18 protein-coding genes are annotated in these 14,012 nt (G+C 38.8%); all 18 read left to right on the plus strand.

Annotation, left to right across the window (positions count from 1 at the left end; all coding sequences use genetic code 11):
* Positions 1-11: 11 nt before the first annotated feature.
* Positions 12-332: a hypothetical protein gene (locus BKK52_RS01090; protein WP_077477551.1), complete on the plus strand. Its 321-nt coding sequence runs from the start codon at positions 12-14 to the stop codon at positions 330-332.
* Between the two features lie 75 nt (positions 333-407).
* The gene (locus BKK52_RS01095) at positions 408-2,417 is read left to right on the plus strand and encodes a DNA topoisomerase III (protein ID WP_077477553.1); all 2,010 of its coding nucleotides are present in this window, start codon (positions 408-410) and stop codon (positions 2,415-2,417) included.
* A gap of 600 nt (positions 2,418-3,017) precedes the next feature.
* Positions 3,018-3,149 carry a hypothetical protein gene (locus BKK52_RS14040; protein WP_255204587.1) on the plus strand — a complete coding sequence of 44 codons (132 nt, stop codon included), beginning with the start codon at positions 3,018-3,020 and terminating at the stop codon, positions 3,147-3,149.
* Positions 3,150-3,159: 10 nt separating this feature from the next.
* A complete protein-coding gene (locus BKK52_RS01100) occupies positions 3,160-3,603 on the plus strand; it encodes an STY4534 family ICE replication protein (protein WP_077477555.1) in 444 nt (147 codons plus the stop codon).
* 153 nt (positions 3,604-3,756) lie between these two features.
* A complete protein-coding gene (locus tag BKK52_RS01105) occupies positions 3,757-4,062 on the plus strand; it encodes a CCDC90 family protein (protein WP_077477557.1) in 306 nt (101 codons plus the stop codon).
* Positions 4,063-4,186: 124 nt separating this feature from the next.
* Complete coding sequence (locus BKK52_RS01110) at positions 4,187-4,450, plus strand: hypothetical protein (RefSeq protein WP_077477559.1); 264 nt, start codon at positions 4,187-4,189, stop codon at positions 4,448-4,450.
* 128 nt (positions 4,451-4,578) lie between these two features.
* Positions 4,579-5,016 (plus strand): hypothetical protein, encoded by a 438-nt coding sequence (locus BKK52_RS01115; RefSeq protein ID WP_077477561.1) that lies wholly within the window; start codon positions 4,579-4,581, stop codon positions 5,014-5,016.
* Positions 5,017-5,109: 93 nt separating this feature from the next.
* Positions 5,110-5,757: a DUF3560 domain-containing protein gene (locus BKK52_RS01120; protein WP_077477564.1), complete on the plus strand. Its 648-nt coding sequence runs from the start codon at positions 5,110-5,112 to the stop codon at positions 5,755-5,757.
* A gap of 104 nt (positions 5,758-5,861) precedes the next feature.
* Positions 5,862-6,287, plus strand: coding sequence for a hypothetical protein (locus tag BKK52_RS13730; protein WP_077477566.1), 426 nt, complete (start codon positions 5,862-5,864; stop codon positions 6,285-6,287).
* 102 nt (positions 6,288-6,389) lie between these two features.
* Positions 6,390-6,866, plus strand: coding sequence for a JAB domain-containing protein (locus BKK52_RS01130; protein ID WP_077477568.1), 477 nt, complete (start codon positions 6,390-6,392; stop codon positions 6,864-6,866).
* An 84-nt stretch (positions 6,867-6,950) separates the two neighbouring features.
* Entirely contained in the window at positions 6,951-7,535 is a 585-nt protein-coding gene (locus tag BKK52_RS01135) for a hypothetical protein (protein ID WP_077477570.1), read from the plus strand.
* An 85-nt stretch (positions 7,536-7,620) separates the two neighbouring features.
* A complete protein-coding gene (locus BKK52_RS01140; RefSeq protein ID WP_077477572.1) occupies positions 7,621-8,424 on the plus strand; it encodes a TraX family protein in 804 nt (267 codons plus the stop codon).
* Positions 8,425-8,542: 118 nt separating this feature from the next.
* Entirely contained in the window at positions 8,543-10,117 is a 1,575-nt protein-coding gene (locus tag BKK52_RS01145) for a PcfJ domain-containing protein (RefSeq protein ID WP_077477574.1), read from the plus strand.
* 94 nt (positions 10,118-10,211) lie between these two features.
* The gene (gene pilL2, locus BKK52_RS01150; protein ID WP_059366900.1) at positions 10,212-10,883 is read left to right on the plus strand and encodes a PFGI-1 class ICE element type IV pilus protein PilL2; all 672 of its coding nucleotides are present in this window, start codon (positions 10,212-10,214) and stop codon (positions 10,881-10,883) included.
* A gap of 89 nt (positions 10,884-10,972) precedes the next feature.
* Positions 10,973-11,728: a TIGR03759 family integrating conjugative element protein gene (locus tag BKK52_RS01155; RefSeq protein WP_244160203.1), complete on the plus strand. Its 756-nt coding sequence runs from the start codon at positions 10,973-10,975 to the stop codon at positions 11,726-11,728.
* Complete coding sequence (locus tag BKK52_RS01160) at positions 11,728-12,492, plus strand: hypothetical protein (RefSeq protein ID WP_244160205.1); 765 nt, start codon at positions 11,728-11,730, stop codon at positions 12,490-12,492. Before BKK52_RS01155 ends, BKK52_RS01160 begins: the two co-directional genes overlap by 1 nt.
* An 8-nt stretch (positions 12,493-12,500) precedes the next feature.
* Positions 12,501-13,505 (plus strand): hypothetical protein, encoded by a 1,005-nt coding sequence (locus BKK52_RS01165; protein ID WP_077477580.1) that lies wholly within the window; start codon positions 12,501-12,503, stop codon positions 13,503-13,505.
* Complete coding sequence (locus tag BKK52_RS01170; protein ID WP_077477582.1) at positions 13,505-14,011, plus strand: integrating conjugative element protein; 507 nt, start codon at positions 13,505-13,507, stop codon at positions 14,009-14,011. The genes BKK52_RS01165 and BKK52_RS01170 overlap by 1 nt, the downstream gene beginning before the upstream one ends.
* Position 14,012 lies beyond the last annotated feature (1 nt).

The following is a 14,012-nucleotide window of genomic DNA, read 5'->3' on the forward strand; positions in this document are numbered from 1 at the left end:
AAGGATTTCTCATGTCATCATCGATCTTTCCTCGAACGATTGAACAAGTTATGTCAGATTATCAAGAAGAATTAGAGAACTGGGTTATGTCTGCGCCAATAGAAGATATTCGGGATTTTTTTATCACCATTCATGGTGGCGTATATCCTGATGATTGGGAAGACTTTGTCAGTCGCCATCAAAGTAATTCTAGCTTAGAACTAGAGACTATTTCTTCTTGTAAAGCATGTCGACCGCTACTTCTTGCTATTCAAACAACAGATCTTTATCGAAAAGAATTAAAATCGTTCTTCATAAAGAATGGCAGTAAAAAATTCTCTAAACATTCATAACAATTAATCGTTACTTTTACCTTAAAACCGATTTAACTTCAATATAATTAATTAACATGAGTCAATTTGGTAACGATGAAACTATTTCTTTGTGAAAAACCTTCTCAAGGTAATGATATTGCCAAAGTATTAGGGGCAACAAAACGTGGTGAGGGTTGTTTATCAACACCGGATGGTCAATTGGTTGTGACCTGGGGAATTGGGCATTTGGTTGAGCAGTTTAATCCGGAACAATACGATCCCGCTTTTAAAAAATGGGCATTTGAAACCTTACCCATTATTCCGTCACAGTGGGGGCTTTCACCTAAAAAAGAAACGAAGAAACAGTACAATGTTGTGATAAAACTCATTAAGCAAGCACAATTGGTTGTGATTGCCACCGATATTGACCGAGAAGGGGAAACGATAGCCCGGGAGCTGCTTGATTTAGCGAAGTTTCGAGGTCAAATAAAACGCCTTTGGTTGTCTGCATTAGATGATGCCAGTATTCGTAAAGCATTAGGGGCATTAAAGAATAACGAAGACACTTTACCACTTTACTATGCGGGACTTGCCCGTAGCCGAGCTGATTGGCTTATCGGGATGAATTTCTCCCGCCTTTTTACGCTGCTTGCCCAACAAAAAGGTTATCAAGGTAAACCATTAAGTGTGGGGCGTGTACAAAGTCCTACGTTAAGTCTTGTCGTTAATCGTGACCGCGAAATTAAAAATTTCATTCCAAAGCAGCACTTTACATTACAGGTTATGCTTTCTGAGGGAACGCAACCTTTTGCTACACAATATGTTATCCCTGAACAATATTGTGATACAGATGGGCTTTGTTTATCCGCTCAAGTGATACAGGCTGCTAATCAGCAAATTCGTCAAATCGGTCAAGCGAAAGTTGAATCGGTTGAGACAAAACGGGAAAAACAAAGTGCGCCGCTTTTATTTGCCTTGAGCGATTTACAATCTGAAGCAAACCGCCTCTATGGACTTGGGGCACAACAAGTGCTTGATATTGCTCAATCACTTTATGAAACCCACAAAGCTACGACCTATCCACGTACTGATTGCGGTTACTTGCCTGAATCCCAGTTAGTGGAAGCACCGAGGGTAATTCAGTGTCTCATTCAATCTGACAGCAGATTACAACCTATTGCCTCAAAGTTAAATCTAAGTCAAAAATCCCGAGCATGGAACGACAAAAAAATTACCGCTCACCATGGCATTATTCCGACTATGGTAAAAGCGGACATCAGTAAAATGTCGGAAGATGAGTTTAGGATCTACGATTTGATTCGCCGTCGTTATTTAGCTCAGTTCCTACCGGTGAGTGAAACCGATAAAACCCAAATTGTGTTGAAGTGCGGCCAACATGTGTTGGCTGCACGGGGGAATGTGTTGATTGCTCCCGGCTGGAAAATCTTATTTGGCAAAACGCTTGATGAAGAAGATGAATCTAAACAAGCGCTCCCGACCTTAACGCAAGGACAAACTTGCCGGGTCATCGATACGGAAATGAAAACCCAACAAACCACACCGCCAAACCATTTCACTGAAGGGACGCTACTCAGTGCAATGAAAAATGCGGCTAGATTTGTTACGGATGAGAGATTAAAACAACGGTTACGTGAAACGGAAGGGCTTGGCACGGAGGCAACGCGGGCCGGAACAATTCAGGGGTTGATTGATAAAGGTTTCTTAGCCAAAAAAGGGAAATCATTGATTGCGACAAATGAAGCCGTTTCTTTGATTGATAACTTGCCGGTATTACTCAAAGATCCGGGTTTAACCGCGCTTTGGGAGCAAGCCCTGAATCAGATTGCAGAAAAAACGCTTTCACTTGATGTTTTTATGCAGAGACAAGAGCAGTTTATTCGGCAATTGATGAAAGAGTGTCTTGCAAAAGGGATCTCTTTAGGAAGTATTGAAATTAAAAAGTGTTCTAAATGTGGTTCCCCGATGAGCAAGCGGAAGGGAAAAAACGGTTTATTTTGGGGATGCAGCCAATACCCTAAATGTGATGGATTAGAAAGTATTGGCGGAAAACGAACAAGAAAGAAAAAAGTTGTGAGAGAAAGGGGAAATCAGATCCTCGTTTGATGTTGTTTTGTAGATTTGCTACAATTTGATTTGCAAAACCGCTTTGTATTGTCGGTCATCAATACAGAAAAATGTTCCTCAGCATTCTGAAAAGGACTCTGCTGTTGGCAGGAATGCAAACTAAACCATGCGATACGATTTTTTGTCGCTACCTTACAAATTGATTTACTGTAAGGACAAAAGAGTATTGAGGTATTTTTTTGTCCTTGCAGTAATGCTTATTTATCCAAACCGGAGCTCACCGGTGAAACATTGAGTGCCCTTTGCATTGTAATAATGCGCGTTGTATCGGTAAGAGGCTGCTTTGTTACCGAATAATAGAAGAATGTCGTTGTATTATGTTTTGACGAGGATGATACAGCACCACTTGTATTATATAGCCTGACTTATCAAATTTGTTCTTATCTGTGTAGCCCCTGGTGTGTTTGCCTAGGGGCTATTTTATTGTCTAAACAGAATATTCAATTAAATGTATTTATTTTATACAAAAAATTTTACATTAAGCCCATCTTTAAATATTAAGCAGCTATCGTTGATAGCACTTAAACATTGCCATCCCTTGAAAGAGCAATGCCTCGTCGTTGATGAGTGGGGAGTTCAATGTCTCTCAGCGTTCTGAAAAGAGCTCCAATGATATTGGGAACGCTTATTTTACTTATCAATTTAACCCTTGGCGGGAAACATTTTTCCCGTGCATTGGGTAAGGATGTTTCTCCGCTTTTTTACAATTAGGAGAAACATTATGTCTACTCAAACTAACGCTAAAACTTATTTTAACTTACACACCACAGGCATCGGCTATTTAAGCGATATTCGCACGGTAACGCCTAAAAAAGGTTCACCTTTCTTAGCTTGCCGTATTGCCGCTTTAGTCGGTGATAACAATGATGTGGAGTATCGTTATTTCGATACCAACGTTGTTGGTAAAGAAGCCGAGAGTTTAATTAAACGTTGTGAACAAGCCGTGGATGAAAAGAGAAAAGTGCTCATTTCATTTAATATCTCTGATATATGGACTGATACCTTTACTTATACAAAGGATACTCAGTACCATAAAAAAGGAGATGTTGGCGTGTCCTTAAAAGGGCGTTTAATTCGCATCGATATGATTAAAGTTGATGGTGACGTTAAATATCAGCGAGAACAAAAATCTCAAAAATCGGCTGAACAAGGTGAAAACCAATAGTCAGCATGATCTTAAACAATAAAGACCAGCAATGTTGTTGGTCTTTGTTTTACCGAAATAATGGTGATTTTTTCCATTACCCACAAAGGGAAGTTTTCCCTTCGTGGTGAATTTCTCTTTGTGTTATGATTAATCAATCTTAGGAGAAATTGTATGGGGAATGCTATGGCAACCATTCGCTTTGATAAACTACGTTTTGTTAAAAAACTGACAGAAGGTGGGCAATCGCAAGAACAGGCGGAGATATTAGCCGAAGCTCTTGATGGGGCTTTGGAACAAAGTCAAGCTACTCTTGTAACGAAACAGGACATTTTAATTCTTGAACAAAAACTTCAGCGTGAAATATTAACAATGAAGCAAGAATTAACGGCAGAATTTAATACCTCTATTTATAAAATGGCAGGATTGATTATTGCCGGTGTTGGTCTGCTTATGACATTAGTGAAATTTTTCAATTAATTTCATCTTTTCTTTATCTATTTAAAAGTGCGTTCAAATTTGACCGCACTTTTATCTTTCATTTACCCGTTGGGGAAACCTCCCCACGGACGTTTCCCCTTATTTTTCTATGAGGAGAAACAAAATGGAAATTAAACTCAACAAGAAAATGTGGGGTGCTTGGCTTGAAACATCAGGCAATCAAGCACGATTAGCCTTAGATTTAATCACCGGCTTTTGTCCCGCAGTCTTTTCACTAAAAAAAGAAACCCGCTCCGATTTTGTGCTAACCAACTGCTCAACCGCAGATGCAGAATTGATTGCGGGCATCTCACCAAATGGACTTCAAATTAAAAGCCGACATAGTAAAAAATTTGTCGACTTTGATGATCCCATCTGGCGGGGCTAGTCTTTTTTATTCTTTGACGTTAAACAGAAAAGTGCACTCAAATTTGAGCGCACTTTTACCTCTCATTTACCCGTTGGGGAAATCTCCCCGCGGATGTTTCCCCTTTGTTTTCTATGAGGAGAAACAAAATGATGACAACGCATTTACCTTTACCAACTTTATCCCGTAAAACGACTTATGAAGACGTGATGGAGAGCGTTTATCTCCTGAGAATCTATCACTATGATTTGCTAGATCTAAGGGACTATCTTCATCAACGGATTCAGTCTTCACCGGGATGGAAGGATATTTTACATCGGTTAAATACCGAGATTGCCGTGGCATCAGAGAAAGCCGATCAAGATGCGGCTTACTTAGATACCGTTGATGCGTTTAATATGGCAGAAAAATACGATGCGGGTTACTGTGCCATACCTTGGTACTTTTTTAGAGCCCCTTCTCTTTGCCGTCGCGTATTAAATCGGACACATCCTTTGGTTAAACTTTACGACAAATATGAATATTTATTTGTCGATATTGAAAAAGCCGAAGGCTATATCAGCTATTCACCTAGAAAGCTGTTTTAGATTAATTTTCTTTTACATTTTACACCCCTAAAGGGAAATAGGTTTCCCTTTGGGTGACGTATTTCCCTTACTTTTACATCGAGGAGAAATACGATGATAACTAATACTTATGCTAAGTTTGCCCCAAACGTCTTTGTTGCAAAATGCCAGGAACCCCATAAAAAGGGCGATATTATCGTTCTTACCAGCAGACATGGTAAAGAAGTTGAAGTAGAAATTCACAATTTGGTTAAACAAAGTGCGGATCACTACTTTTATTCTTTTACCCGCTGTGATGGGATGGATTGCCAAAAACGTGCTGAGCAAAGAGCGCAACGCTATCAAGATGCGGCGCATAATGCGATGAAACGTAGCCATCAGTATTTTGAGGCAGCCCAGGAAGGACGGGAATTTTTGAGTATGGGGGAGCCGATTAAAATCGGTCACCACAGCGAAAAGCGTCATCGGGCACTGATTGATCGTAATCATCGACGGATGGAAAAATCCGTTGAGGAAATGAGAAAAGCAGAAAGTTACGATGACAAAATCGCATATTGGGAAAGTCGAGCAGGAAAAATTGATTTATCTATGCCGGAAAGTCTTGAATTCTTTCAGTTTGAATTGGCAAAAGCTAAGGAAAAACATCAGAAATTGAAAGATAATCCCGAAAAACGTGCGCATCCTTTTTCGCTCACCTATGCCAAAAAAGCCGTGAATGAGCTTGAGAAAAAAGTGAAATTAGCGGAAGTACTTTGGGCATAATATTGACACTCAAGTGCGGTCAATTTTGACTGCACTTTTACCCATAGGGGAAAATCGCCTCTATGGAGGGTTTTCCCTTTGATTTATCATTTAGGGAGAACACGATGAATACTTTACCTTATAGCCATATGAATAGCACCAAATTTGGCATGCTTTCACTGAATTTTATTCCGTCGTTTTACATGAACGCAATCAGTCCCGCCTTAACCGGTTGGGAAAATGTGCTTTATCAATACGATTGCTGTGTGGAAGATGAGGAAATTTGGGCATTAGTACGAGGCAGTGAAGTAATACCGCACTTTGGTAACCTTTATCAAAGTCTCGTTTTAAATCGTTTGGAATCACTCTTTTTTGAGCTGACCGGGCTAGAAGAAGACGATGTAAACATATTCATTTTTATCAATGGTTTTGACACGCATTTTTGTATTAATGGTATTGCCGTTAATGATGAAAGTAGGTTTCAAGACACGGTAAAAATGTTTAAAAAATTACAACGTCATAAACAACGCATGCAGAAAAAAACTACATGAGTTGGGTTTACTTTAACGTGCGCTCAGATTTGACCGCACTTTACCCCATAAAGGGAATATTTTCCTTATGGGGATATTCCCTCTTTTTAGAAGGAATATCAAATGTATAAATTAGACGCAAATGAACAAACTATCTTAAATCAGGCGAAAGCAATTTTGACGAAAATAATGGAGAATACTCCAATATATCGTTCTGAAAAACAATTAACTGCACCGGAAATGATCGCGTTTCACTTCCAAACCCTAATAGGTTATGAAGAAAGAGAAATGTGTGCGGTGTTGTTTTTAGATCGTAGTCATCGTTTGGTTAAAGCTGAAATATTGTTTCAGGGTGATGTGACCTCTGTATCAATATCACCTCGTGAAATCATTAAGCGGGCATTACAGCTAAACGCGGTTTCAATTGTAATTGGGCACAATCATCCATCCGGAGATGTGGTACCCAGTTATCAAGACCAGAAGTTTACAGAGGGAATGATGAGAGCCTGTAGATTAATGGAAGTGAATTTACTTGATCACATCATTGTATCCGGTAGTGAATACTACAGTTTTTCAGAAAATAGCTTACTGATAGATTAGTTTGTACAGCCCATTGAGGGATAACATCCCCCAATGGTGATGTTATCCCCTTTACGTTTACATTAAAAAATTGAGGAGAACATCATGTGTCAAAAAAATTACCATTTAGAACTGGGTAAAACCGTTATTTCCCGTCGTATTTTAGCGGAATTAACGGTAGAGCAAATTAATCGGTTCATATCGTATCATCAATGTGGTTATGTGATGCTGGGAAGCGGTGAATGGGTTCAAACACCTTGTGATCCCAATGCACAAGTCATTGTCAGTTTCTACCAAGTAGGCAATGACACGGTCGTTATTGGCACCGATTTAGCATCAAAAAACTATCGGACGGAAGTTTTCTTCTTTGATGAAAGTGATGACTTGCAAAAGGGTTATTTTGATTGGGCGTTGTATCAGTCAAGAAAGACGCCTTTTACCCTTGGTAGGGTGGTATGCACCGCTGAAGTCAAGAAATCATTGGGTATGCAACATATCCATAGATTAATTGAAAAGCAACTGAGCTATGACTGGGGTATCATTTACCGAAGTGCTTGGGCGCACAACGATCAGGCTGTGGAAAACGGCGGACGGGTATTAAGTCACCATTATATTGGTGATGAATACGTTTATGTGCTCACCGAAGCTGACCGAAGTTCTACAACCATTATGCTCGAATACGAGTATTGATTTTAATTTATAAACTATTAAGCCTATCTACTTTTTGTGGATAGGCTTTACTTTTTTTGCGATACAATAGGGAAAGGAAGGATAAATGACCGTGAAAGACATAACGAATACGCAACGAAATTTATTAAAATGGCTCGCACTTTGTACGATGGTTTTTGATCATGTTGGGGCCATATTTGGCGGATATACCCCCGAACTTATATTATTTCGATTAATTGGTCGATTTTCTTTCCTGACATTTGGTTTTTTAATGGCATTTAATCTGGCAAGTCGAGAGTTAAACACACGTCGCACACTCAGTTATCTGTTAAAACTGAGTCTATTTGGCATACCGGCTCAATATGCTTACGTTTTTTTTATTCCTGATGCCGGATTAAATATTTATGGGCAATTTATTGGGTTTATTTTAGTTATTTTTTCTTTTTCCCGCTTAATTCATTTTCAAACTATCCGATCTCAACGAGAGCAAATCGTTTTTGTCATAAAATATGCGGTACTAGGTGGAGTAGGGGGAATTTTATCTTATTATTCGGACTATCATTTAGGTGGGCTCTCGTATTGTGTGGCGTGTTATTTTTTTGTTCGTTATCGGCCAATGACAAAAATAAGCCGTCAATTATGGTTTATTGGATTAGTGGGATTTGCATTTTTAGCGAATGAGGAAATGATGTCGGCATATTATGACACCACGATTGGCTTTCCAATGATATTGGCTATTGTTATGTCTGTCTATTTTATCCTGTCCCCGCCTCAAGAACGTAACATTCCTGCTTGGTTTAATATGGGTAGGAGAAAACCCTCAAAATTTCAGATGTACTTTTTCTATGCGTTTTATCCCGCTCATCTTTGGTTATTAGCTGGGATGAAAATGTTACTGGATAACCTATAAGGTGATTAAAAAGCATATTTGATTGGAAGATTGAATATGTTTTTTTATTTTAAGTTCAAGTTTATTTCTTTGTTAAAAGTGCAGGGTAATTAGTAGATGATACGACTATGATATCCTTATGGTTGTACACAAAATGAACAGGCTTTTATTTGGTAGCGAAGAATTAACGCAATATTATAGAACGATGAGAGAGAAAATTTTTGAATATAAACTCTATCGAGCTTATCAGTTGGAGGAAAATAGTCAGTTTATTTCAATGACTTTTTTTAATTTCTATCGTTATAAGAGAAATTTAAAGACCGGTAAAATTTCAGCTTATTATTTCAATCTAAAATCAAATAAATGGTATAAGGCAAGACTTAATGAAGCAATTTATCATTTTGCCCGGTTTTCATCATTGCCCGATTTAATGCCATTAAAAAATCATAATATGTTGATGGCTATGATTGATATGATGTTGCCTAAACTGCAAAAATTTGTCGATTATGATAAACGCTATTCTACTTATGATCGCCTGGCTTGGAGAATGAATCGCCTGGGTACATCTACAGTGAATAAGGCTTTGCAACGACTCATATTAAAGTACGCCCAACTTAACAATCAGTTAGCTGGACATTCAAAGTATATTACTAAATTCATTTGGCGGCATTTTATTGATAAATCGGTGTTTTCCTATTTAATAAAAATAAAAGGATTCACCACTTATTTTCATTTTTCAGATTATATTTATATCCACAATCATCTAGAAAAAGTTAAGCGTGTTGAAACGGAATACCCTAATCTTCTTCCATTATTAAAATATTTTCCGGCAAAACATTGGGATGACCCCAATTTATTTAGTTTTGATTATTGGACAAATGAATGCGCTATCCGTGAGCTTAATCGAATTGCGAAAATACATTTACCCGGTATGACCAAAAAGCAATGGCGTTGGTTAAAAAAGCAATCGCCGAAGTTTATCGCGCAATGGTCTGGACAAGAACTTTCCTGTTTAGTCGAATGTGGTATTCAAGAGAAAATTCCGGTTTGTGTCAAAATTTTCGTCATAAGGTTGAGCGATAGTTTTGATACATTTGGTGCGCAAAAAATTCGCATTATTCGATTGTTTATTTTGCATATGCTGAATGTTTGGCAAGAACAAGGATTTCGTGCATTGCAACATTGTCTTAAAAACGTAGCGAACCAAGTCATTGATATGGCTGATTACTGGCGGGCTATTGGATATCGAGGGGGAATACCTCAATCATGGGAAAGGATAGTAGAGCGTAGTAACGCCTGGCATAGACAATACCTTCTTGAACAACAACAGGCTCAAGATGAAGAACATCAAGCTCAATTGGCCTTGCAATGGGAAAGCCCGATTATGGTTTGGGAAGAGGCGAATGTTTTAGTCACAGCCTTAAATAATGGAAAAGCCTTATTTGATGAAGGACAAATAATGCGACATTGTATTTTCTCCTATGCACATCGTTGTGCGGAAGGGAAGTACCTTGCTTTTTCGGTGATAGAACGGGATGAAAATCAAATTGAGATTGCTCGTTCCACCTTGGGGATTTACCGAGATATTCATCATCATACTTGGGAAATTGAACAACATCGCGGGGTGTGTAATGGTTATATCTCTCAAAAGCTAATGAAAATAGGCAAAAAATTTTGTCAGCAGTTAAATTTGTTATCAATATCTAATCATTGAAAATTGTTTCAATCTTTTTTTTGTTTTTTCCTTAAAAACAACAATCGTTTTTTGCATAGTAACAGTATCTTTTTACTATAAACTTGAGGTGACTATGAAAAAAGCGGTTTTAACCCTAGCCGTTGTAACCACATCTTTGATACTCTCCGGGTGTGCCCAAAATGCCACTTCCGATGAGTCGGCGCTTTCTCCCGGTATTCCAATGCCGACACAACAACCTATCACCACGACACAATCTACGACAATTCCGAATACGACGATTCGGCTAACAGAACAAACCATAGGGAGTGTAAAAGAGGTAAATTCCTACCGCAAGGTCAGCGAGGATATTTATATCAATACCACCTATGAAGAATATCCCGAAGTGATTCGTTATGGTCGTTATACGCTCGTCACCAGTGCACCAATCGGCGGACAAAAATATCTGTTGGAGCAATTAGTCGATGTCAATGTACCGGTTAAGAAAAAACAATATACGGCGACAGTACGTCAAGGGTTGCACACCACTTTAAATAATACCGGTTATAATTTATGTAGTTTGCCGGCTGATGAAGATGTGCGTCAGTTATTTGGACGTCCGTTACCAAAAGTTCATTATCAATTTGGCTCAATGCGGTTACGGGATGCGTTACAAATGCTTGTTGGTGAGGCATTTGAATTGATTGTCGATGATACACGTCGTCAAGTCTGTTTTGAAAAACGTGCCTCCATTCCACTATCGCCTCAGCCTAAAGAACGGGTAGATGTGGATATCGGCATGAAGTAAATTATTTCCAATCACGATAGAATTTTTCATTACGATTTTCCGGTCTTTTTGGCATAGTCGCCTCAATGATTTTATTTATTGGAGCGACTATGAAATTTTTTAAGCCCCTCGCGTTATTGACTCCACTTGTCTTGAGTTTCCCTACTTTCGCTACTTCCGTTTCTCAAAATGAAAATTTAACTAAGCAGGTGTTTTCTCAATCCAACACCTCTACCCAACAGCAGAATCATACTCAGACGTTGACTGAAAATAAATGGTCTGAGTGGGGATTGACCGAGCGTGATTGGCAACAATATGAAATGGTGATGAAACACGGTGCACGTGGTATTTGGACACCGAATATTGACCCATTGACAGCGTTAGGTGTAGAGGCCACAACAGAGGAAGAACGGCGACGTTATGCGAGATTACTTGCCAAAAAAGAGTTTGAACGGGCAGAAAAAGAAATCGCCTTTCAAATTGCTTATACGCAAGCATTTAATGAATTGTACCCGAATATCTTGCCATTTAATGTAGGCGATAGCCAAATTCAATCCGGCAATATTCGCCGTATTATTTATTTTACCCGTATTAATGACTGTCAAGAATGTGGTCGCGATATGATGAAACTATTGAATTATGCCGGAGACACACAAGTTAACATCTATGTTGTCGATAGTCGAAAAGATGATAACAAGATTCGTGATTGGGCATTAGCGAATCATATTAATGTGGAGAAAGTCAAAAAACGTCAAATTACCTTAAACCACGATCTCAACTTGAGTTGGGCAAAATATGCAAAGGGGAAAATGCCGGCTGCATTTGGCATTGATGGAGAAGGGCAGTGGATAAATCTCACTTATTAATCAAATTGGGTTGTATCTTACTTACCTTACCTTTGGTTACACAAGCTCGGTTTAACGGATTTGGGCGTGAAATTGATACGTATATCAAAGAATCGGCAAATCGTTATCAAGTCAGTGAAACAATGTTGCGCGGGTTGGTTAAGATGGAAGATGGTTGGTATGGAAAAATCTCACCAACAGGCCCTATCGGCGTCGGACAATTTACTATGGGAACCTGGAATTTTTTGGCCAATACGGTTGAAGGATATCGTATAGGAATGCGTCCGGTAACGGCAAAAAATCGTAATACGCGATTCGATCCCCGTCATAATAAATACATCAACACTTTGGCAACCGCACTTTATGCCCGGTGGCATATAGAGCAATTTGTAGAAAGAGGAATAAAACCAACCGATGAGAATTTGTATTTAGCTCATAATATTGGTTTAGAGGGATTGCATCGTGCCATTTTAGGGCGTTCAACGGCTGAAGATATTCGCAATATGCGTCTAAATGGTATGAAACGGGGAATGTCGGTAAAACAATTTATCGCTTACCAAACAGGGCGATATAACAGCCATAAATCTATAGCAAATTTTGTATCGAAGACAGGAAAGCAAACTGAAATCGTGTGGATTAAGCCACAGACTCATAAAAAACGACCTTCAACTACAGAGACAGAATCGTCGTTGTCAACAGGTCAAAGTGCGGTAAAAAACGCAATGATTTGGATTGAGCCTAGCGATAATAATGTGCTCTGGATTGATAACACCGTCAAGATGTAGGAACTAAAATGTTTGGAATATCATTATCTTCTAACCCCATTCGTACTATTTTTTCGTTTATACGACAACTTATTTTTATGATGGCAAATGCGTTATTTTTGGCATTAGCTATCTATGGTATCTTTTGGTTCTATCTACTTTTACCAACCGATTTTGATACAACATTAGCTCAACTTATCGAAATAAAACCTAATACACCGGAGTATCGACGGTTTTTTAGCGATTTGTATAGTTTCAGTTTATCTTTTGGCGTGTTTTTTGTCCTTGCCGAAAAAGTGGTGCGCTTCGTTTGCGGTATTTTCTCTCCAAAAAGCAATGAACAAGGTAGGTTACCCAGCGGGGTATCTGTTATCCATAGAAAAATGACACCGCAAGATATTCGATATGTCGGTGCCCATGAGGCCGGTCATCTTCTTGTTTATGGTGCATTAGGTCAATTGCCCCCTTATATGAAAGTTGAAGTGAAAGAACACACGGATAGTACAACAAGTTTAGGCTATGTTTCCGCTTTTACTTCTAAACGGGTCACACAAAGTCGGTTATTTATTGAATGGCAAATGCTCGCCTCCCTTGCCGGTCGTGAGGGCGAAAGTATCTTGTTACAGGATAATTCGCTGGGCTCTATCTATGATAATCATGAATGGTTTGAGCTTGCCCGCCTTTATTTAAAAAACCATTTTAAGGGTATTTTTTATATTGAGCCGCTCTCTGAGTTTGAATTTAATGCCAATGAAGCAAAATTAAATGCCTTAAAAGAGAAACAAACGCAGCTATTACAAGCATTTTTTAGCTTAAATTTATCCGTCTATAAGCAGCTCACTTCCATGCTCATTGAAAAGAAGATTTTGTATGGTCACGAGATTATTCCATTTTTCCAGCAAGCAGACATTACCTTTCCGCAAGGTTTTCCTTTCCCATTTGGTCGCTTTGAAAAATTTAGTGATGAATGGCATCTCGAGGAGGAATATGGCGGAGTGGGTGATATTGTAGATAAAATTTTGGAGCAAAAATAATGAAGAAATTAAATCATTTTTTATGGCTTGGATTACTCCTTTCCGCACACTCCTTCGCAGAATTAAAGGTCATTGCAGATTTAGGGGGGGAAAGTGCGGTACGTTTTTATGAATCTATTCAGCCTGTCCATACAGAAAATGCGCCTCAGCATCCTAATGCCGTACCGGGGGAGATGTCTGAAAATATGTTACTTCCTGTGGTATCACATAAGTGGACGGTAGGGCAGGTTGAGTCAAAACAGATTAATTTACCCGGCGCAATGCCTATTTTCTTAATTGGTTTTGATGAAACGTCAAAACAATGGTTGAAAGCAAATTATCAGGAATTGGTTCAGCAACAAGCAACCGGATTGGTGATTAATGTCAATACGGCGGAAGAACTGGCTGAATTACGCCATTTAGCTCCGGAATTATCGTTAATGCCGGTTGCCGCAGATACCTTATCTGATCGTCTCGGTATTTATCATTATCCATTACTGATGACAGATTCGTTGATTAGTCAGTAAC

The sequence above is a fragment of the Rodentibacter trehalosifermentans genome (genome assembly GCF_002000545.1).
Lineage (GTDB): Bacteria > Pseudomonadota > Gammaproteobacteria > Enterobacterales > Pasteurellaceae > Rodentibacter > Rodentibacter trehalosifermentans.

What these genes read in the sequence shown, in the direction of transcription:
- BKK52_RS01090 (WP_077477551.1), top strand. Translation starts at nt 12, where the DNA reads ATGTCATCATCGATCTTTCCTCGAACGATTGAACAAGTTATGTCAGAT.
- BKK52_RS01095 (WP_077477553.1), top strand. Translation starts at nt 408, where the DNA reads ATGAAACTATTTCTTTGTGAAAAACCTTCTCAAGGTAATGATATTGCC.
- BKK52_RS14040 (WP_255204587.1), top strand. Translation starts at nt 3,018, where the DNA reads ATGTCTCTCAGCGTTCTGAAAAGAGCTCCAATGATATTGGGAACGCTT.
- BKK52_RS01100 (WP_077477555.1), top strand. Translation starts at nt 3,160, where the DNA reads ATGTCTACTCAAACTAACGCTAAAACTTATTTTAACTTACACACCACA.
- BKK52_RS01105 (WP_077477557.1), top strand. Translation starts at nt 3,757, where the DNA reads ATGGGGAATGCTATGGCAACCATTCGCTTTGATAAACTACGTTTTGTT.
- BKK52_RS01110 (WP_077477559.1), top strand. Translation starts at nt 4,187, where the DNA reads ATGGAAATTAAACTCAACAAGAAAATGTGGGGTGCTTGGCTTGAAACA.
- BKK52_RS01115 (WP_077477561.1), top strand. Translation starts at nt 4,579, where the DNA reads ATGATGACAACGCATTTACCTTTACCAACTTTATCCCGTAAAACGACT.
- BKK52_RS01120 (WP_077477564.1), top strand. Translation starts at nt 5,110, where the DNA reads ATGATAACTAATACTTATGCTAAGTTTGCCCCAAACGTCTTTGTTGCA.
- BKK52_RS13730 (WP_077477566.1), top strand. Translation starts at nt 5,862, where the DNA reads ATGAATACTTTACCTTATAGCCATATGAATAGCACCAAATTTGGCATG.
- BKK52_RS01130 (WP_077477568.1), top strand. Translation starts at nt 6,390, where the DNA reads ATGTATAAATTAGACGCAAATGAACAAACTATCTTAAATCAGGCGAAA.
- BKK52_RS01135 (WP_077477570.1), top strand. Translation starts at nt 6,951, where the DNA reads ATGTGTCAAAAAAATTACCATTTAGAACTGGGTAAAACCGTTATTTCC.
- BKK52_RS01140 (WP_077477572.1), top strand. Translation starts at nt 7,621, where the DNA reads ATGACCGTGAAAGACATAACGAATACGCAACGAAATTTATTAAAATGG.
- BKK52_RS01145 (WP_077477574.1), top strand. Translation starts at nt 8,543, where the DNA reads ATGGTTGTACACAAAATGAACAGGCTTTTATTTGGTAGCGAAGAATTA.
- pilL2 (WP_059366900.1), top strand. Translation starts at nt 10,212, where the DNA reads ATGAAAAAAGCGGTTTTAACCCTAGCCGTTGTAACCACATCTTTGATA.
- BKK52_RS01155 (WP_244160203.1), top strand. Translation starts at nt 10,973, where the DNA reads ATGAAATTTTTTAAGCCCCTCGCGTTATTGACTCCACTTGTCTTGAGT.
- BKK52_RS01165 (WP_077477580.1), top strand. Translation starts at nt 12,501, where the DNA reads ATGTTTGGAATATCATTATCTTCTAACCCCATTCGTACTATTTTTTCG.
- BKK52_RS01170 (WP_077477582.1), top strand. Translation starts at nt 13,505, where the DNA reads ATGAAGAAATTAAATCATTTTTTATGGCTTGGATTACTCCTTTCCGCA.